This window comes from Pseudomonas sp. JZ134 (genome assembly GCF_051027695.1).
Classification (GTDB): Bacteria; Pseudomonadota; Gammaproteobacteria; order Pseudomonadales; family Pseudomonadaceae; genus Chryseomonas; species Chryseomonas luteola.
Genome location: NZ_CP069251.1, coordinates 126,053 through 146,608 on the forward strand (window position 1 = coordinate 126,053; position 20,556 = coordinate 146,608).

The 20,556-nt window shown below is 54.0% G+C and carries 15 protein-coding genes; 3 read left to right on the plus strand and 12 right to left on the minus strand.

Translation table 11 applies throughout. The annotated features are described in order from the left end of the window. Nucleotides 1-3: 3 nt before the first annotated feature. Nucleotides 4-1,023 (minus strand): transporter, encoded by a 1,020-nt coding sequence (locus JQR86_RS20025; RefSeq protein WP_434155285.1) that lies wholly within the window; start codon nucleotides 1,021-1,023, stop codon nucleotides 4-6. A gap of 135 nt (nucleotides 1,024-1,158) precedes the next feature. Then, nucleotides 1,159-2,532 (minus strand): nucleotide 5'-monophosphate nucleosidase PpnN, encoded by a 1,374-nt coding sequence (gene ppnN / locus JQR86_RS20030; protein WP_434155286.1) that lies wholly within the window; start codon nucleotides 2,530-2,532, stop codon nucleotides 1,159-1,161. 279 nt (nucleotides 2,533-2,811) lie between these two features. On the opposite strand from ppnN, the gene JQR86_RS20035 reads away from it, so the two are divergent. Together JQR86_RS20035 and JQR86_RS20040 are read left to right on the plus strand one after the other, a co-directional pair. After that, a complete protein-coding gene (locus JQR86_RS20035; protein ID WP_434155287.1) occupies nucleotides 2,812-5,175 on the plus strand; it encodes a DNA polymerase II in 2,364 nt (787 codons plus the stop codon). Between the two features lie 130 nt (nucleotides 5,176-5,305). Next, complete coding sequence (locus JQR86_RS20040; RefSeq protein WP_434155288.1) at nucleotides 5,306-5,923, plus strand: histidine phosphatase family protein; 618 nt, start codon at nucleotides 5,306-5,308, stop codon at nucleotides 5,921-5,923. Nucleotides 5,924-6,245: 322 nt separating this feature from the next. On the opposite strand, the gene JQR86_RS20045 is transcribed toward JQR86_RS20040, so the two are convergent. The 9 genes from JQR86_RS20045 to JQR86_RS20085 form a co-directional block, all read right to left on the minus strand. Continuing rightward, entirely contained in the window at nucleotides 6,246-7,043 is a 798-nt protein-coding gene (locus tag JQR86_RS20045) for an undecaprenyl-diphosphate phosphatase (RefSeq protein ID WP_074828313.1), read from the minus strand. 402 nt (nucleotides 7,044-7,445) lie between these two features. Then, nucleotides 7,446-8,207: an ABC transporter ATP-binding protein gene (locus JQR86_RS20050; protein ID WP_010798953.1), complete on the minus strand. Its 762-nt coding sequence runs from the start codon at nucleotides 8,205-8,207 to the stop codon at nucleotides 7,446-7,448. Continuing rightward, a complete protein-coding gene (locus JQR86_RS20055; RefSeq protein ID WP_074828310.1) occupies nucleotides 8,204-9,244 on the minus strand; it encodes a FecCD family ABC transporter permease in 1,041 nt (346 codons plus the stop codon). The genes JQR86_RS20050 and JQR86_RS20055 overlap by 4 nt, the downstream gene beginning before the upstream one ends. Then, nucleotides 9,241-10,311, minus strand: a complete 1,071-nt coding sequence (locus JQR86_RS20060) for an ABC transporter substrate-binding protein (protein ID WP_404628456.1) — start codon at nucleotides 10,309-10,311, stop codon at nucleotides 9,241-9,243. The genes JQR86_RS20055 and JQR86_RS20060 overlap by 4 nt, the downstream gene beginning before the upstream one ends. A 188-nt stretch (nucleotides 10,312-10,499) precedes the next feature. Next, the gene (zigA, locus tag JQR86_RS20065) at nucleotides 10,500-11,738 is read right to left on the minus strand and encodes a zinc metallochaperone GTPase ZigA (protein ID WP_434155291.1); all 1,239 of its coding nucleotides are present in this window, start codon (nucleotides 11,736-11,738) and stop codon (nucleotides 10,500-10,502) included. Then, nucleotides 11,722-12,126: an RNA polymerase-binding protein DksA gene (dksA, locus tag JQR86_RS20070; RefSeq protein ID WP_434155294.1), complete on the minus strand. Its 405-nt coding sequence runs from the start codon at nucleotides 12,124-12,126 to the stop codon at nucleotides 11,722-11,724. The genes zigA and dksA overlap by 17 nt, the downstream gene beginning before the upstream one ends. A gap of 195 nt (nucleotides 12,127-12,321) precedes the next feature. Continuing rightward, nucleotides 12,322-14,772 carry an EAL domain-containing protein gene (locus JQR86_RS20075; RefSeq protein ID WP_434155296.1) on the minus strand — a complete coding sequence of 817 codons (2,451 nt, stop codon included), beginning with the start codon at nucleotides 14,770-14,772 and terminating at the stop codon, nucleotides 12,322-12,324. A gap of 150 nt (nucleotides 14,773-14,922) precedes the next feature. After that, a complete protein-coding gene (locus JQR86_RS20080) occupies nucleotides 14,923-15,807 on the minus strand; it encodes an EamA family transporter (protein ID WP_434155465.1) in 885 nt (294 codons plus the stop codon). Between the two features lie 500 nt (nucleotides 15,808-16,307). After that, the gene (locus JQR86_RS20085; RefSeq protein WP_434155298.1) at nucleotides 16,308-18,377 is read right to left on the minus strand and encodes an acyltransferase family protein; all 2,070 of its coding nucleotides are present in this window, start codon (nucleotides 18,375-18,377) and stop codon (nucleotides 16,308-16,310) included. A 503-nt stretch (nucleotides 18,378-18,880) separates the two neighbouring features. Here JQR86_RS20085 and JQR86_RS20090 point away from each other — a divergent pair. Further along, nucleotides 18,881-20,032 carry an acyltransferase family protein gene (locus JQR86_RS20090; RefSeq protein WP_181123519.1) on the plus strand — a complete coding sequence of 384 codons (1,152 nt, stop codon included), beginning with the start codon at nucleotides 18,881-18,883 and terminating at the stop codon, nucleotides 20,030-20,032. A 129-nt stretch (nucleotides 20,033-20,161) separates the two neighbouring features. Here JQR86_RS20090 and JQR86_RS20095 read toward each other — a convergent pair whose 3' ends face one another. After that, entirely contained in the window at nucleotides 20,162-20,488 is a 327-nt protein-coding gene (locus JQR86_RS20095; RefSeq protein WP_010798964.1) for a hypothetical protein, read from the minus strand. Nucleotides 20,489-20,556: the final 68 nt, after the last annotated feature.

A 20,556-nucleotide genomic window follows, 5' to 3' on the forward strand; every position in this document is an offset into this window, starting at 1 on the left:
CGCTCAATAGTCGTTTCTTTTCCTGAAGGCCCAGCGCCCTGCCAATAAGGTAAAGCTGGCAACCAGGATGACCAATATCCAGAAGCCGTGAGGCGCATCGGCGAGGGGGATGCCGCCCACGTTCATTCCAAAGAAACCTGCCACGATATTGATTGGCAAGGCCAGCACCGTGACCAGTGTCAGGGTGAAAAGGGTGCGGCTGGTTTGTTCGTTGATCTGTGCGGCGATTTCTTCCTGAATGAGTTTGATCCGCTCAATCAGCACGGCCAAGTCGCTGATAACCAGTGAAAACTCGTCGGTCGCTGCCCGCAGCTCCCTTACATCCTCCTCCATGAGAAAGCGCGGCGGGCGATTGAGCAGCCGCATCAGGGAGTTAGGCTCTAAGGCCAACAGGCGTTGGATACGCACCAGGGTACGACGCATGTTGCCAAGCTCGGCGCGGTTGTCGGCAAGTCGGGTAGAAAGTAGGCGGTCTTCGATACGATCGACACTCAGGTTGGTTTCTCGAACGATCTGGGTAAGTACCTCTTCTTGGTCACGCAACAGGTGGATCAGGAGTTCCAGCGGGGAGCGAAAACCCTCGCCCTTCTTGACCGCCGCGCGCAGGCGGTCTACCGAACGAAGCGGTTGATGCCGTACGCTGATCAGCATGCGCCGGTTGGCACAGACATACAGCGTGGCTACATCATAGGAAGCCTGTCCGAAGTTCAGGACGACATCGTTGACAACCGCGAGCAGGGTTGCATCGACATGTTCAAGACGAGTAGAGCGTGACCCTTCACTCAGGATTTCAAAAAAGTAGTCGGGCAGATTCAGGTGGGTCATCATCCAGCGTTTGCAAGCGGCATGGGCCAGGTTCAGATGCAACCAGACAAACTCGTCTCGCTCCTCTAGTCGCTCAAGTGTCTCCGTTACTCGAAGTGTGTCGATCTGTTCGCCAGGCTCGCCGGGGCGGAATATGAATCCATACAGGATTCCGGAAAGGTCAGAGTATTGCACGCCTGAAAGCAGCGATTGATCCATGCCAGCCCAAAACGGAGGAGTAATAAATCGCTGAGTAAAGCCAAAGAATATGACAAAAGGATGACGGGTGAGCGGACGTGGAACATCCTGTTGTTCGAGGGCTGGGAGAGCATGGGCTGCTCTCCCAGATCTGGCTCAGGTGACGACACGGTAGCAGGGTACATAGGGCGCGCCACCGGGCAGCTTCATCCGATGCTGGTCCACAAAGGCCTGCAACAGATGATCCAGCGGTTTCATGATGGCCGGGTCACCATGAATTGTGTAGGGACCGTATTGCTCGATCAACCGGATACCCTTGTCCTTGACGTTACCTGCCACAATGCCTGAGAACGCCCGACGCAGATTGGCGGCCAGCTCATGGGGCGGTATCTCGCGGCTCAAGGTGAGGCTCGCCATATTTTCATGGGTTGGATCGAAGGGGCGCTGGAAGCCCTCTTCAATCTTGAGCATCCAGTTGAAGTGAAAGGCATCGTTACGCTCGCGACGGAACTGTTTGACGGCTTTGAGACCTTTGGCCATTTCACGCGCCACTTCAGAGGGATCATCGATGATGATCTTGTAATGCTTTTGCGCCGCTTCGCCCAATGTGGCGCCAATGAAGGCATGTAGCTGTTCCAGGTACGGTGCAGCGCTGCTTGGGCCGGTCAGGATCACCGGGAAAGGCAGACCGGCGTTTTCGGGGTGCATGAGAATCCCGAGCAGGTAGAGAAACTCTTCCGCCGTGCCTGCTCCGCCTGGAAAGATGATGATGCCGTGGCCGACCCGTACGAAAGCCTCCAGACGCTTTTCGATGTCCGGCAGGATCACCAGCTCGTTAACGATCGGGTTGGGGGCTTCGGCGGCAATGATGCCTGGCTCGGTCAGACCCAGATAGCGACCACCCAAAATCCGCTGCTTGGCATGGGCAATCGTGGCGCCCTTCATCGGGCCTTTCATCACGCCCGGGCCGCAACCAGTGCAGATATCGAGGCTGCGTAGGCCCAATTCATGACCGACCCGCTTGGTGTACTTATATTCCTCGGTGCTGATTGAATGGCCGCCCCAACAGACAACCATCTTGGGCTCCACGCCGGGTCGCAGGGTGCGGGCATTACGTAGCAGGTGGAATACGTAATCGGTAATGCCTTGCGAGGTATTCAGGTCGATCCGAACGCTTTCCAGCTCGCTTTCGGTGTAGACGATATCCCGTAGTGCACTGAACAGCATCTCACGAGTGCTGGCAATCATTTCGCCGTCGACGAAGGCATCTGCCGGTGCGTTGATCAGCTCCAGCCGTACGCCTCGATCCTGCTGATGGATGCGAACCTCAAAATCCTGATAAGCCTCAAGAATGGTCTTGGCATTATCGCTATGGGCGCCTGTGTTGAGGATCGCCAAGGCGCATTGGCGGAACAGGGTGTAGACGCTTCCTGAACCGGCAGCACTCAGTTGTTGTACTTCGCGTTGCGAAAGTGTTTCCAGGCTCCCCTTGGGGCTGACGGAGGCATTGATAACGTGTCTTGGAGCCATGCTTGATTCCTTATGACGAATACCACCACGCTAACGCGTGTAACATCAGGATGATGATCGCCGAGGCGATCGTGTAGTGCAGGGTGTTCTCTTCGGTACTGACCACCGGCGAGCTATGAAATCACAGCAATTTGTATCATTGGCTTCTCCCTGACGCGAAAAGATTCCCAACGCAAGTGGCGCATGTATCCAACTCTATCCCTTGTTCACGTGAGTTACCAATACAGGCATGACGCGGCAACTGGGTAGAATGCGGCGGTTAGTACTGAGGAAGTAGCGGTGGATCTACAACAGGGTTTCGTCCTGACCCGCCATTGGCGTGATACAGCGGCCGGTACGGAAGTAGAGTTCTGGTTGGCGACCGATCAGGGACCACGGCGGGTACGCCTGGCCATGCAGCGTTCCGTGGCATTTGTGCCGCTGGAACAGGTTGAGCCGATTCGTCGACTGATTGAGCACGAGCGGGAGGTGGAACTACGCCCGCTGGCGCTGTCCGATTTTCGTCATCGGCCAGTCCTGGGGCTTTATTGCCACCAGCATCGACAGCTGATCCAGCTTGCCAGACAGATCAAGGACGCCGGGCTGGATATCTACGAAGCGGACATCCGGCCACCCGAGCGATATCTGATGGAGCGCTTCATTACAGCACCTGTCTGGTTCACCGGTACTCCTGACGCGCACGGCGCAGTCCTGCAGGCCCAGCTCAAGCCCGCGCCTGACTACCGACCGCATTTAAAACTGGTCTCCCTGGATATCGAAACCAACGAACGAGGCGATCTGTATTGCATAGGTCTGCACGGGTGTGGCCAGCGGCAGGTCTATATGCTCGGACCCGCCAACGGTGACACCGAGGCCGTTGATTTCTGTCTGGAATACTGCCAGACACGTGCCGAGCTGATTGAGCGGCTCAATGGTTGGCTCACCTTGCATGACCCCGACGCCATTATTGGGTGGAACCTCGTACAGTTCGACCTACGCATCCTGCGGGAGCATGCGCAACGCTTCGGAATGCCGCTCATGCTGGGGCGTGGTGACGAGGCCGTCGAATGGAGGGAGCAGGGGAGCGAACATAGGCACTATTTCGTATCAGCACCGGGACGGTTGATACTCGATGGAATTGAAGCGTTGCGTTCAGCTACGTGGTCCTTTTCCTCATACAGCCTGGAGAATGTTGCCCAGAGCCTCTTGGGCGAAGGCAAGGCCATCGATAATCCCTATCAACGGATGGCATCGATCAATCGCATGTTCGCGCAGGATAAACCTTCGCTTGCACGCTACAACCTCAAGGACTGCGAGCTGGTTACCCGCATCTTTGAAAAGACGGAGCTTCTGCCTTTCCTGTTGGAGCGAGCCAGCGTAACGGGCCTGCCGGTAGACCGTAGCGGGGGTTCGGTGGCAGCCTTTACGCACCTTTACCTGCCACTCATGCACCGGCAGGGTTTCGTGGCGCCCAATCTGGGCGAAAAGGTGCCGGAGGCGAGCCCGGGAGGGTTCGTCATGAACTCGCGGCCCGGGCTGTATGATTCTGTGCTCGTACTGGATTATAAAAGCCTGTATCCGTCGATTATTCGGACCTTTCTGATTGACCCGGTGGGGCTGATCGAGGGGCTGCGCCAACCCGGCGATGACTACGCTGTTCCTGGTTTCAAGGGTGCGCACTTTTCCCGTACCCGGCATTGTCTGCCCGCGATGGTGGAGCGTGTGTGGGAAGGGCGTGAGGCGGCCAAGCGGGAACAGAACAAGGCGCTTTCCCAAGCGCTAAAGATCATCATGAATGCGTTTTACGGTGTATTGGGATCAAGCGGCTGTCGATTTTTCGATACCCGTCTTGCGTCATCAATCACGATGCGCGGACATGAAATCATGCACCAGACGCGCGAGTTGATCGAGGCCCAGGGGTATACCGTCATCTACGGCGATACCGATTCGACCTTTGTCTGGCTCGGTCGGCCCCATGCCGAGGCCGAGGCTCAGCAGATAGGTCAGTCTCTTGTCCAACTCATCAATCGTTGGTGGCGCGAGCATCTACAGGAGACCTACGGCCTTGCCAGTGCCCTTGAGTTGCAGTTCGAGTCGCACTTCCATCGGTTTCTCATGCCCACCATTCGCGGTGCTGAAGAGGGTAGTAAAAAACGCTATGCGGGGCTGGTAAAAGGCGCTGACGGCACGGACGAGATGGTCTTTAAAGGGCTCGAAACGGTACGCACCGACTGGTCGCCATTGGCCCAGCGCTTTCAGCGGGAGCTTTATCTACGCATCTTCAATGCCGAGCCCTACCAGGATTACGTCCAGCGCTATGTCAGCCAGACCCTCTCAGGCGAACTGGACGAGCTGCTGGTCTATCGTAAGCGCCTGCGCCGTCGCCTGGATGACTACCAGCGCAATGTGCCACCGCATGTACGAGCGGCCCGCATGGCAGATGCTTACAACGACGAAAAAGGTCGACCGAGGCAGTACCAGAACGGCGGATGGATCAGTTACCTGATGACGAAAGCCGGCCCGGAACCGCTCGAAGCGCGTCGATCGCCGGTGGATTATGACCATTACATCGAGCGCCAGCTCAAGCCCATCGCTGACGCTATCCTGCCTTTCGTGAATGACCGGTTCGCCAGGTTGATCGATGTTCAGCTGGATCTCTTTTGATAGTAGACGCATCCATCAAGCGCTCTTTCAGGCTACCGATATGGCAAGAGGCCATAAGGTGTTTATATGAAGAGGTGAAGTGATAGGCTTGTGGTCCCGCCGCTTAACTGATCCGATAAGGAAGCATGTGATGACTGCTCAGGCACCAACGCTCTATGTGATCCGGCATGGAGAGACCGACTGGAACGTTGAGAGTCGCATGCAGGGCCGCCGAGACATACCGCTCAACGCCAAGGGTCGAGAGCAGGCACAGGCGGTGGGGGTTCTGCTCGATTGGCTGTTACCCAGTCCTGGTGCGCTGGACTTCGCTTCAAGTCCTCTGATTCGCGCCCGTGAAACAATGGCGATCGTTCGGGCCCAGCTCACGTTGCCACCCGAGCAGTATCGTGCCGACGAACGCCTTGCTGAGATTTCGTTTGGTACATGGGAGGGGCTTCGTTGGGATGAGATTGAGGGCCGCTATCCTGAGGCCTTTACCCACTGGAGAAAGGACGCCTTTAACTTCCAGTTCGAAGAGGGCGAAAGTTATGCCCAGGCCCTGCTTCGACTGGCTTATTTCCGAGAAGATCTGAAGCAAGACACCGTGCTGGTTGCCCATGCAGGCATTATCCGAACGTTGATGGCGCTATATGGGTGTATTCCATACGAACAGGCGCCACACCTGCTGATTCCGCAAGGGCAGGTACTCATGCTTCGCCCTGAATCCTTCTGCTGGCTAAAGGGAAGTCAGGCTCCCAGCGGCAACTGAGCTCTGCCATCTGCCAATGCTGAGACTAGGGGTTTTAGAACCGTGTCAGCCTATTTCCCGCTCGGTATAGCAAAAGGCTTACACGCTGTGTGCAGGGTTGGCGCTGTGGCATTCCTGTATTGCTCTGTATTCTATGCGCATCACTTGAGCACAGGATGTGCTGCATCAGATCACGGATGATTGATTAGCCAGGATGGCTGCTCTGCAGGATGCAGAGAGAGTGAGTAAAAAACCCCGCTTCGGCGGGGTTTTTGTTTTTGCGCTGAAAACATCTAGTTTTCACCAGGGCAGGCCGCCTGTAGCAGACCGCCCTGTGAGTGATTTAGATAAACAAGGCGAACAGGACTGCGCCAAGCACGAGGCGATAGATCACAAATGGAAGCATGCCGATTTTGTCGAGGGCCTTCAGGAACAGCTTGATGCACAGCAATGCTGAGATGAACGACAGCCCGACACCCCAGGCAATATCGACCCATTGTGCATCGGTGCCCGTCTGGATCAGTTCAACGGTCTTAAGTCCCCCGGCAGCCAGGATGAGCGGAATCGACAGTAGGAAGGAAAAACGGGCTGCTGCCTGACGCGTAAAACCAAGCAGTAGCGCTGCGGTCATGGTGATACCGGAGCGTGATGTGCCGGGGATCAGCGCTAGTGCTTGCGCCAGACCAATCACCAGGGCTGATTGCCAACTCAGGCTATCCATGTCCCGGGTACGGCTGCCTTTGGCGTCCGCCCACCACAGGATCAAGCCGAAAACGATGGTGGAGGTCGCGATTACCAAGGCTGCACGGGCATAGCTTTCGATGTAATGCTCCAGCATGAGGCCTGCCAGTGCTGCTGGAATAGTACCGATAATGATCGCCCAGCCAAGCCGGCTTTCCGGGCTCGACTGGCGCGTTACAACTTGGCGGGTCCAGCCCATGGCTGTCGCCAGAACCTCATGACGAAAGGCCAGAACCACCGCAAGAAGGGTTCCTACATGTACGGCCACATCAAAGGCGAGCCCCTGGTCCGGCCAGCCAAAGAGCTGGGAGGGTAGAATCAGGTGTGCGGAGGAGGAGACAGGTAGAAACTCGGTAATCCCTTGAATGAGTGAAAGGATTAATACGTGGAACCATTCCATTAGGTGTCCTTACTGCATAGCGGTAACTGAGTTAAAGCTGGACACTGCTAGCCCTGCAATGCAAACACAGCAGGCAGTTGCCCAAACATGAATTGCATTGGGGGGCAAAAATGGGGTTAGTTCCTTTTAAAGCCAATAAGCTTTTGAGAGTGTGATTCCTTTCACTTAAAGAGATCCCATTTTCAGGATTATTTACAAAGACTAAACATTTTTTTCACGTAATTTTTACAAGCGATCTAGTAAGGAAGCATTGCCGATTGGGTTGGCGATGGTGACGGTACTGGCTGTATCAGTCGGATAAAGAAGACATACACAGGGTGAGATGGCTGTTGAAACTGGCTATGGTTCGGGCTGACAGGCAGGCGTTATTCCGGACCCTCGATACTTGAGAAGTGGCGCGACTCATATCAGGTATTGAATATGCAGTCTTCCGTGATAGGCGGAGGGGGCTACCTCTGCTCTGACGCCATACACCGAATGGATAAGCTCTGCCGTAAGCACCTCTTGCGGCCGTCCCGAGGCAATGCAGCGGCCCTTGTGTAGAACGGCCAGCGTATCGCAAAACATAGCCGCCAGGTTCAGATCATGGATGGCCAGGACGCAGGTCAGTGGAAGGCGGTGAATCAGTGAAAGCAGCTCGAGCTGATGCTGGATATCCAAATGGTTGGTCGGCTCGTCCAGCAACAGTTCGGTTGGCTCCTGGGCCAGGGCGCGCGCAATCTGTACCCGCTGGCGCTCACCACCGGAAAGCGTGTGCCAACGCTGATGCCGGCTGTTGTGCATGCCAACATGCTGTAGCGCTTGCTCCACCACCTGGTCATCCCTGGCTGTCCAGGGCGAGAGTACCGTTCGGTGAGGCGTTCTGCCCAGGCGTACCGTTTCCAGGACCGATAGGTCAGCCTCGGTCGAAGCGTGCTGCTCGACCATAGCGATTCGCCGCGCCACCGTACGGCGAGGCAGGCGGCTTACCGGGTCGTTATCCAGCGTGACACTGCCGTCCGTAGGGGTGCGCAAGCCTGCCAGCAACCGGAGCAGCGAAGATTTTCCCGACCCATTAGGGCCGATCAGACCTATGACGCCTCCCTTGGGAATTTCCAGCGTTACGCCATCCACCAGCAGGCGACGACTCACCGACCAGGAGACGCGATGTGCAGCCAGGGTCATGGTGATGTCCTCGTACGATACAGGATCAGCGCAAAGGCCGGCGCACCTACCAGCGCGGTCACGACCCCGATAGGCAGGACCTGATGGGGAACCAGTATGCGAGAGACGATATCCGCCAGCACGAGAAAATTGGCACCCAGCAAAATGGATGCGGGCAGAAGTCGAGTGTGCGACGGACCTACCAGAAAGCGTGCGGCATGGGGAATGACCAGGCCTACAAACCCTACCGCGCCTACAAGGCTGACCATCGTAGCGGTAATCAGTGCTGTCAGCGCAAAAAGAATCAGGCGCACGGCGATTACCGGAACACCTAGAGAGGCTGCGGTTTCTTCACCAAACGAGAACGCATCCAGCGTACGGGCGAAAAACAGGCAGGCCACGAGGCCAATGCCGACCGCACCCACGGCCAGGGTGACGTCCGGCCAGCGGATACCGCCCAGACTCCCCAGGAGCCAGAACATCACGCTTCGAGCCTGCTCGGCGTTGGCGGACGTCGACACGATATACGCCGTCAGGGCGTTGAAAAGCTGGGAGCCTGCTACGCCTGCCAGCAAAATGCGGGTCGGTCCACTGTTGAGCTTTGCTGCCAGAAGCAGAACCAGTACGAAGGCCAGCACTGCACCTAGGAATGCCCCAACTGAGAGACTTAGGGTGCCGGCACCTATGCCCAGCAACATAACGACAACCGCTCCGGTAGACGCACCCGCCGAAATGCCCAGCACGTAGGGTTCGGCCAGCGCATTGCGTAGGAGAGCTTGCAGAATCGCACCGCATAATGCCAACCCGGCACCGCAGGATGCAGCGACCAGAGCGCGGCTCAGTCGATATTCCCAGACAATGCCTTGCTGAATTGGGTTAAGTACATAGTCTCCCCAGCCCAGCCCATTGAGGATGGCCTTCAGCGTAATATCGAAGGGAATCTGCATTTCTCCCAGCGATGCCGCCATTAATATCGAAACGCCCAGCGAAACCAGTGACAGCAACGCAAACAGCAGGCGCCAGGGCCTGCCGCGATCATTGGACAGCGGTTGTATCATTGGACTGGCCTGGAGTGAGACGTTTCCAGAGCACTGGAAATCGCCTCGATACCGTCCAGAACGCGCATCGAAGGATTAAGTGACTGCGCATCCACAACGATAATCTGATTATTCCGGACGGCCTTGAGCTGACGTGTTACGGGATCGCTGCGAAGAAAGGCAAGTTTTTTCTCCACATCGTCTGCTGGATAGAGGCGTCTTTCCATCCGCGTGATGACAAGCAGATCCGGATCCTGGGCGGCAATCTGCTCCCAGCTGACGCTGGGCCATTCATCGTTGCTCTGGATAACGTTATTCAGGCCGAGCACCTCTGAAATATACGCCGGGACACCCTGCTGACCGGCTACCCATGGATCACCTTCCAGGCGTGAGCTGGAAAACCAGTACACGACCGACTGAGGCATATGCGTGTGTTGCCCGGCTTGGGCAATAGCCTGCTTCAAGCGCTCATCCAACTGATGGGCCAGGGCATCGCCGCGCGCCTGGACATCAAAAATACGTGCAAGCTCGTGGATTTCCTGGGTTATCAGATCGAGCGTGAACGGTTTGGTGCGGCTACCGTCGGCATTGGACGTAGCCGTTACCTCTTTCCCCTCGCAATCGCTCGGCGCTATATAGGCAGGGATACCCAGTGACGCCAGCTGTTCGAACGTGGCCACTTCGCCATTCGGCCCAATATGGTAGGTGTATTGCGCAGCGACGAAATCCGGCGATGTGTTGGCGACCGCTTCAAAGCTGGGTGCGTTATCAGCAAGCCGAGGAATCTTATCGTTATCGGCCTTGAGGGTGGGCTGAATCGGACCGAACCAGATGCCTGTTCCCACCATACGATCAGCTAGGCCTAGTGAGAGCAACAACTCTGTACTGGCCTGTCCCAGCGTAACGGCTCGCTTGGGCGAATCCGCAAAGGTCAGTGTATGTCTGCAATTTGTCACGGTAAGCGGATAGGTCGTATGGTTTTCAGCCAAGGCAACGCTGGTAAATGAGGTGACTGATACCAGAAATAATCCCAGCAGTGGAATGAGTCGACGAGCAGGCATCGCCGATTTAACGCAAGCAAACCGCATGATATTCCTTGTAAGGGATGACACGTCCCATTAAACGCCCATGATAACCCTCAAGCCGCTATCCATGCTTGAGCCTGAATAGCGAGAGGGGTTTTAGGCAGGTTCTACACTCAGGCACAACGGTGCGACCAAGTAATGCTCGGCATGAAAGAGCGAAGCACGCTTCTACAATCTACTGTGGTGTCCGATCAGTTGGTTGCCTGATCGTCTGTCCAGTCCCCAAAAGGATCGGGCCAGGTACGCCAGACGTGCGACCCTAGTGCAAACTCCTGATCGGTTAGCAGGCAACAGTCAAGCTCATTCTTCAATAGGTTGAAGTCCACATTCTGACCGATAAACACGAGTTCCTGGCGGCAGTCGCCTACCTCCGGGTTCCAGCAAGCCATGATGCTCTCCAGGCTTTCTTCATCCTGAGGCCAGGACGTTTTAGGGACGAAGCGCCACCATTGGCCCGCCGGGCCATGGCGCATAAGCCCTCCCGCCTGAGACCAGCTACCGGCTTCTTCTGGCTTGGAGGCCAGCCAAAAGTATCCTTTGGAGCGAAGCAGTCGCCCGTTATGCCAATCCTGATTCAGAAAGTCGAAGAAACGTTGGGGATGAAAGGGGCGGCGTGCCTTATAGGACGTAGAGGCAATGCCATACTCCTGCGTTTCAGGAATATGCTCGCCACGCATTTCCTTGAGCCAGCCCGGCGCATGTGCGGCGCGTTCAAAATCGAAAAGGCCGGTGTTGAGAATCATATCCAGTGGGACGTCACCCATTACCATTGAATGAATACGGGCATGCGTATTGAGTCGCTTCAGAATCGCAACGAGTTCTTCACGTTCGGCCTGGCTGATCAGGTCTATCTTGCTGATCAGAATGACGTCTGCAAACTCTACCTGCTCAATCAGCAAGTCGGTAATGGAGCGCTCATCATCGTCACCCAACGTCTCACCGCGCGAAGCCAGGCTGTCGGCATTCTGGTAATCCTGCAGAAAGTTGACACCATCTACAACGGTGACCAATGTGTCGAGCCGTGCGAGATCGGCAAGACTGGTACCCTGTTCGTCTCGGAAGGTAAACGTCTCGGCAACCGGAAGCGGCTCGGAAATGCCAGTCGACTCGATGAGCAGGTAGTCGAAGCGGCCTTCGCGTGCCAAGCGGCTGACCTCTTCAAGCAGGTCTTCACGCAGCGTGCAACAGATGCAGCCGTTGCTCATTTCGATCAGTTTTTCTTCCGCGCGATTGAGGCTGACGTCACGTTGCACTTCGCTTCCGTCGATATTGACTTCGCTCATGTCGTTAACGATGACCGCAACCCGCCGGTTTTTACGGTTTTTAAGGATATGGTTCAGCAAGGTGCTCTTGCCGGCACCCAGAAAGCCGGACAGTACCGTTACAGGCAGTGAAGAAAGATAAGGGGAGGGATCAATCCTGGCGGACATGGCGTTCACGTTGTTCCTGTCGTTGCTTGGCTTCGATACAAAGGATGGCTGTCGGGCGTAGCAGGAGTCGGCCAAGGCCTATAGGCTCACCCGTTTCCTCGCACCAGCCGTAGGTACCTTGAGCTAAGCGATCGAGAGCGGCGTCGATCTTGTCGATCAGCTTTTTCTGGCGCTCCAGTTGGCGTAGCTGCCACTGCTGCTGCTCTTCCCGGGTGGCGATGTCCGCGGCATCTGCAGAATACTCAAGCGTTCGTAGGGCCTGGAATTCAGCATCGATCTGGCGAGACAACTCTTTCCGTTCGGTCTCCAGCCGCTGTTTGAAAAAAGCCTGTTGGGCTTCACTCATATAGGCTTCTACAGGTTGTGCCATGAGCTCATGCTCGTTCATAAGAAATAATCTATAAATGTTATAACATAACAATACAATATCGTTTAGGACGAATCAATACTTCTCCAGCTGTGCCTTTTACAGTAGCGAGATCAGTTAGGCCGAGCTACGCAGCCAGTCTATAAGTGTAACCACGCACCTGAAGGGGATTAAAAGTCAACGTGCCCCAACCGATCCGTTGGGGCAGTGAGGGATTCAGTTGAAATGAACAGGCTTTGTGTCTGCCTGAGGCTCCTCAGGCGCCCATAGTTCGGTAGCCCATTGAGCGCATATCTGACGGGTGAATGGCTGAGGGTGGGAGACGGCATAACCCTGTACATAATCCACCCCGAGCACTTTCAAGGCCTCGATAATGGCGGAAGTCTCTGCAAATTCGGCAATGGTGCGCTTGCCGGTGAGATGACCCAAACGATTGATCACATCAACAGTGGCTCGGTCGACCGGATCTTCCAGCAGGTTTTTCACAAAGCTGCCATCGATCTTGAGATAGTCCACCGGCAAATGTTTGAGGTATGTGAACGAAGACATCCCTGCGCCAAAATCATCCAGAGAGAAGCGAAAACCCAACTCTCTTAGGGTCTCGATAAACGTACGTGCGGCATTGAGGTTGGCTATGGCGTGGGTTTCGGTAATTTCAAAGCAGATCCGGTTGGGCGTAACTGCGTGCAGGGCCAAACGATCCTGAATGTAATCGATCAGGGACATATCGCCCAATGACGAGCCTGACAGGTTAATGGCGCATACGCTTAACAGCTTCGGCGGCAAGGTGGCGCAGATAGCAAAGGCCTCGTTGATGACCCAACGATCCAATAACCCCATGAGGCCGTAGCGTTCGGCAGCAGGAATGAACGCGAACGGGCCTATCAGCGTGCCTTGTTCATCGTGAAGCCGGAGCAGGACCTCGACATGGCGATCATGTGCAGTCTGTGGGCCAACTCCATAGATAGGCTGGGCGTACAGACAGAAGCGATCCTCGTCCAGCGCCTTGTGAATTCGCTGCACCCAGGTCATTTCGCCCTGACGCTGGGTCATTTCCTTATCATCATAGGTATAGACCTGGATCCGGTTGCGGCCTTTGTCCTTGGCGGCATAGCAGGCAAGATCCGCCATGCGTAGGGCATCTTCACTACTGAGTTCCCGGCCGCCCAGATGGACGATACCGATGCTCAGGCCCACCTTGAAGCATTGGCCTGCTGCCTGGAAGTCCTGACTGCGGGCCAGCAGCCGCAAGCGCTCGGCAAGGGACTCGGCAGCCTCAGGGGTGCAGTTTTCCAGCAATACACCAAACTCATCGCCCCCCAGTCTTGCCAACGTGTCGTTGGCATCCAAGAGGCTTTGAAGGGAGGTGCAGAGCTGCAGCAGCAGGCGGTCGCCCTGAAAGTGGCCGGTGGTGTCATTGACGATCTTGAACTGGTCTACATCGAAAAAAAGCAGAGACGCGTGCTTGTCCTGTGTGTTTTTCAGCAGCAGTGTTAGTCGCCGCTCGAACTCGCGTCGGTTAAGCAACCCTGTCAAAGGATCGTGAGCGGCCTGCCATGCCAGCTGATCAAGGTATTCCCGTTCGCGAGTCCGGTCATGCAACACCAGGACAGCGCCCGCCTGTCCATTCACCTGTCCCAATGGAGCGCTGGCAAGGGCAACGGGAAGTGACTTGCCGTTACTGCTGCGCAAGGTGTAGTGCGTGGTTACGTCGCTGGATTGCCATTCGCCTGCAAATAGCCGAGTGCTGACAGGCACTGGGGTCGAGGTGCCACTGTCTTCAGTCTGGATATCCAGTAGCGCATCGACAGGCTTTCCTACAGCCGCTTCCGCTGTATGACCAATCAGGCGCGCCGCGGCCGGATTGAGATATTCCAGACGCCCATTGGCATTGACTGCCATAACGGCATCGACGATAGAGGCGAGGATAATCTGTGCCCGTTCTTTCTCTTTTTGAAGTGCCCGCTCGAACGCGCGGCGCTGCATGACCAGCGTATGCATCCGCCAGGTCGTCAGGCCCACCAGCAGCAGAGCAGTTCCCAAATTGATGAGAAGCAGGACGTGAATGAAGTGACGTGAGGCTTCCCCTAGCACACGAGAAAAGGCAATGGTTTCCGGTAGCATACGGTTATGCAGCATGAGCAATTGTTGCTTCCAGTGCTCACGGTCTCGCAGCGACGCGTCCGCTGAGCGGGCGTACACCGTTTGAGCCAAAGCCTGAAGCTCATCCATATGAGGATCGGTCACATGCCAGTGATTGATAACTTGCCGAAGTGGATCGACAGTATGAGCCCAGCGAAACAGGCGGATCATACCCGGCATATCAGCAGGGTGATTGCCCGCCGCAACCAGCAGTTTATACGCCTCTTCAGGGTCGCCACGTGCCGCTAGCAGGTCACGCGCCTGCCGATCGAGCTGATTGACCTTGAAGTAGTCCAGAAACATCTGATAGTGGCTCGGCTCGCCCGTATCGATGTAAGTGTTCAACGCCAGCATGGCGTTGCCCAGGCTTTTGCTCCATAAGCTCTCAGCCGTCACATAGCCTCTGACAGTCGACAGCAGATTCAGACTGGCAACAGCCACCAGCGCCTGCAGGCAGACGATAAAGATGAAGGGCCATACGACTCGATAAGTACGTTGGCTGGTGGCTTTCGAACGTTTGAACATGAAACCTTTCCAGCAATGCCATAAGTGGCAGTTTGATGAAAAGGTATCGGCGGAAGGTGTGTTTAACTGTTGCCGGATTTACGGTTTTTACAAAAAAAAAGCGAACCGCTGGAGGACGGCTCGCTAAAGAAAACAGCAGGAACAGGTGTGTCAGTTCAATACACGTTGCCGCGGTGCAAACAGACGGCCACCAAACACATTGACTGCTAGGCCCCCCATGACGAGCAGAGCACCGACCAGCTGGAACGACGTGAGCTTCTCATCCAGAAATACAGCTGCCGAAGCGATACCGATAATCGGCACCAGCAGCGAAAACGGTGCAACCTGGCTTGCCGGGTAACGCGAGAGCAGACGGCTCCACAAGTAGTAGCCCAGCAAAGTAGCAACGAAGGCCAGATAAACGACGGCCAGAATCGATGATGTGCTGATCCCTTGCAGGGCGCTTACTATCAGGTCAGGACCTTCAAGCCAGTACGACAGTAGGTAAAAGGGGATCGGTGGAACAATGCTGCCCCATACGACCAGCCCCAGCATATCGACCTGACCAATACGCTTGGTGACGATATTTCCCATCCCCCACATGGCGGCCGCGCAGAGGGTGAGGACAAATCCCAATACGCTCAGGTTACCGCCACTTTCCATCCCAATGAAAATCAGCCCACCTGCAGCAATGATAAGGCCGATGAGGTTCTGGGGGCGGAAGCGCTCGCCCAGAAACAGAACGGCCATCAGCAACGTAAAAAATGCCTGAGCTTGAAGTACCAGAGAGGCAAGACCTGCGGGCATACCCACATACATGGCCGAAAACAGAAAGGAAAACTGGCCCAATGAAATGGTGGCGCCGTAGGCCAGCAACCATTTCCATGAAATGGCGGGTCGCTTGACGAAGAAAACTGCCGGTAAGGCAGCCAGGGTAAAGCGCAGCGCGCCAAGCAGCATGGGAGGTACGCCATGCAGTCCGATCTTGATAACCACGAAATTAAGACCCCACGCCACAATGACGACCAGGGCTAGAAGCAGATCCTTAGGGGACATGTGCAACCCGTTATCCAGATGAGGCAGCCGCAGGCTGCGAAATAAAGCCGGTCTGGCATCCCTGACTGGCCCCATGGTTTGTACCTTAGGTGGTAACACCTTGTAACTATAGATACAGCTGGATGAATTTCAGGGCGAACAGTAAGGGGAGAGCGCCTGGTATTCGTGTCGTTGCACGCCGTGCTCTGGCTAATTGCGTCCAATACCCGTTTCGTTTTATTGGTGTGTTCGACACGCTGCGCATGGCTAGGCGAAACTTTGACCCTGCGAGCTGCGTATGCCTACACCTTCCCGCATTATTTGCTTTGAGCTTATCTGATTTAAAAACCGGGTAGCGGCGCTAAGCGAGACTTGATAACTACTTCTAGGCCATTAGAAGTCAATAATACCAGCCTATTTAAGAGTGCTACTGACCAAGACAGTATCGGTGCTAAAAACAGGTAATCAGCTTTAAGGATAGTGTCTGATGTGGCCCGCCGTTTGGGCGGGCCATTTTCTTTCTATCGTATAACGGTACTGGATTGACTGCTCGCAGCGTTGGATGTCTGCAGCAGACCTTGAGGCACCTTGAACGGATTGCCATAAGCCGTGATGTATTTGCGCCCAATGAGTGAGGAGCCGACCGTGTTCAAGTGGTCCCCATCCATATAGAGCGGTACATTCTCGAGCGACGAGTAGCAGCGTTCGGTATCACAGATCACCCTTTTCGGGTCGATCACAACAATGCCTGGATGTACCTTGCTCAGGTTATCGATAATCGTGTCGAAGTCCTTTTGCCGCTCATTCACCGCAACGACTGGAATAGAGCAGTCGCCATCCAGTTCGAAGGCCAGCTTCTTGATATCGCAGCGGTGCAGGTCTTCGCCCATTTCTGGAACGTCCTCAATAATGACAGGCGTAGCACCAGACGCCACAATCTTGGCCACTGCGTTTTGAAGACCGGTCTGCAGCGTGTTCATGGCGATAAAGTCGTCACTAGGCGCGTCGGGGCGGATACGGTAGAAATCCGTCATCCCCGGCTCGTTCAAGCCATACAGATACATGGCCCAACGCCCGGACAGAATCACATACTTGAACTGACTCTTTTCAATCAGGTTACTGATAACCGGGGAGGTCAGCTCAATCGACTTGTCGACGTGATTGCGACGTGGGTTCACATGAACACCCGCCACACCTGGCAGGTAGATAGTATTGGAGCGGGTTATATCGTATCCGCGGAGGTTGGCCTCCTTGAGCATGACATCGATCATGCCGGTAATTGCCCCGGCGTGCGAATCACCTACCAGCAGAACATCTACTTCTTTCTTGTCCTGAACACCGAGTTTGCACTGATCTGCAGATAACGGATTCAACAGGTCCGCGCCGTTGAAACAGCCTGCCCTTAGCTTGGGGAAAACTTCCTTGACGTTTTTATCCATTGTCAGGAGCGTACTGTCGTACCTGGACGCAAAGCCTTCCAGCTTGGCAGCTACCACCAGAAATGACGTGGTCATCAGGACCGGCAAGAGATAAAGAAATGCGAATGTGTTTTGCGGCTTGAATTTGATTTGAGTACGGAAAGGCTGCTCCACGAAGCGCCAGCTGAGGTATGCCAGCGCAAGGGAAACGCTGACCAGCATGATCTGATCTGTCGCCGTAATCTTTCCATGAACATAGTTATGAAAAGCGATCAGCGGCCAGTGCCATAGATACAAGGAATACGAAATCAGGCCAATGAACACCAGCGGCCGCAACGACAACAACTGAGACGCTACGGTACGATGATGACCGCCGGACCAGATAAGCAATGCTGCTCCCAGGCATGGCCAGAGTGCATTCAGCCCTGGGAAAGGACTTGCCTTGTCCAGTACCAACGCCGGTATCAGGATCAGAGCAAGACCTGCCAGACCTGCAAGGGTAGACAAGTGTTTGCCGGGACTACCCAGTGTTCTCCAGTGCATGGCCAAAGCGCTTCCAATCAGTAACTCAAAGGCCCGTGTCGGCAAGAGATAGTAGGCAGACAATGGCTTGTATAGTGCGCCTAGCTCGGAGATGACAATGGCAACGACCAGTACGGCAAGGATCGCCCAGTTGAACAGCTGTTTACCTAACAGACGGTAGCCGAGCAGAAATAGCAACGGCCAGACAAAATAGTACTGCTCTTCAACCGCCAGTGACCAGGTATGCAGCAGGGGAACCTCGTGACTGCTGGATGAAAAGTAGCCATCCGTATCTTTCCAGAAGTAAAAATTCGAAAGTCCGAAGTAGGAAAACAATGCACTTCGGCTAAAGCCAATCAAATCGTTTGGTAATAAAACAAAAAAAGCGGCAATGCTTGTGCAGAAAATGACTACTGTCAGTGCAGGCATTAAACGCTTGATGCGGTTTAAATAAAAACGGGTAAAGCTGAAACTGCTCCTTTCGGCCTGAGCGGCAATGTTTTGTGTAATAAGAAAACCTGAAATCACAAAAAAGACATCGACCCCTATAAATCCACCCCCAAAACCAGAAACCCCAACGTGGTTAAGTAATACAAGCAGCACAGCTATTGCTCTTAGACCATCTATGTCACTTCTGTAATCCCTTTCCATGAATAAACATGCTCCGATGAGATGAGAACTTTCACGGCTGCTAAGTTAGTTCATGGCAAAAAAAGAGTAGAAGTTTTTTTGAGAATTAGATCAATTATTCGACATGTACTACGTGGTTAATTTATAAAGTAAACTACAAATAATGTGCGCTTAATATCTAGGACTATGTGATGTCAATATGGGTTGCAACGATTTTAATGAGTTATCAAATTGCCACTATATAAGGCGCAGCAGCTGATTGGTTCTCGTTGGTTTGGCTTTTAAAAAAAGAGTAAGAGGATAGGGTGAGGGAGCGGGCTGCTTCATCTTTGCGGCATACAAGATGTATTGGTCAAATGGCTATCATTGTTTAAGCAAGGTGAGTTTCTTTACGATGAAGGGCTCTATCGCACTGCTTTCATAGTGCGCGTCTGGTTAAAACTGAAGTCAGATGAGCCGTAGTGGCTGTCATGGCGTTTATCTGACCGATCATAAATGGAATTATTGAAAGAGAACTCAACCAAATGACGATGACCTTTGGAATTATATCGCTGTATATAATTTCGCTCTTCGTACTTGACCATGTCTTCAGCAAGACCACTATCCTGTCAAGTCAAGCGCTTTCACGATCTTCTCCGCTGGATGCACTCAGGGGCTTGCTGGCGACATCGGTCGTATGTTCCCACTTTTTTGTTACCTATAACTGGAAGGCAACGGGAGAGTGGGGCAGGTCTGATAATACCATCATGAACAATATGGGCGCGGTTCCCGTATCTATGTTCTTTATGATCACCGGATTCCTGTTTTTCGGAAAAATTTATAACAAAAGTAGTATTGACTGGAAAAGGGTTTTTAGCTCTCGAGTCAAAAGAATAATGCCTTTGTACGTTTTTGCTGTTCTAGTCGTAGCGGCTGTCAGTTTTTATCAGACTCAATTCCACTTGGTCAGTTTGCCTCAACTGGTGAAAGAAATAATACGATGGGGAATATTCAAGGGATCCTCCTTTAATGGATTTGAAGACAGCTGGTTGATCACGGCAGGTGTTCAATGGACACTAAAATACGAGTGGTTTTTCTATTTACTGTTACCGGTATTGGCAGCTCTTTTGAATCGCCAAGGCTATGGTTGGTATCTGGCTGGTTCTCTGCTTGTCGCCCTTGCTGTAATACCTGCACATTATTTTCACTTTATTGATGCGTCATTAGGCATTCTGTTTCTGGCCGGTTTCCTACCGGTGCTTGTTAAAAACCACCGTCCTCATTGGATTTCCAAGCTCAGGAGCAAACCTGCGGCGGTGCTTGCCGTGGTATTGATTGGTATCAGCATGGGGTTGGATGACTATTTTTCGTTGTTGCAAGTAAGCATGTTGGGCATAGCTTTCCTGATCATGGCGTTGGGAAACGATCTGTTTGGCCTGCTTAGTCGGCGCGGCCTCAAGACTTTGGGCGAGATCAGCTACAGCATCTATTTGCTGCATGGCATCGTTCTGTACGTTGTCTTTACGCTGTGCAATGGCTTTGCCGTAACCGGCGGAAGCGTTACCAGCTACCTTGCGTTTTTACCTTTTATCCTGTTGCTGGTGTGCGGTATTTCGACGATCACGTTTCTTATGATTGAAAAGCCATTTATCCTTAAGCCCAAGCAAGGCATTGAAGCATTGGCACCGCCTCCTTGATGAGTTGTTAGTCGCTACGCGGCCTTGTGGGAGGTTGCTTTTTTGCGATCGGATCACAGCATAAAAAACCAGGGCATGCCTTGGTTTTTGTATGTAAGAAGGGCAGCCGCAAGGGCTGCCCGAATAGTCTTAGAAGTATTTTTCTATGTATTGAACACGTGGGCTGCTTTGAGCCTTCGACCATTGTTCGAGAAGCGTGCGGTACATACGTGACATGAACGTCTCGTCAGCCGCAGCGGTCTTGCCAACATAGCCTTTGCCACGATGATAGGTCTTGAAGCGAACCTTCATGTTCGGTTTTTCCTTCTCGAAGGCTTCCGGGTCGACGTTTGCCGGAAGCCGATCGATATGCACCTTGCCGGATGAGCAAATCCACAGGATGTGGTGATCATTTTTGTCCTTGCAGGAGGCATAAAGTTGTTTCAAGTCATCAAGGGTTGGGTTGTTGAGATCCATGATAGGGCTCCTCGTGAGACAGCTTCCGGTGGCACTCGGAAGGAAACGGTAAACAAGTCACTTACGGT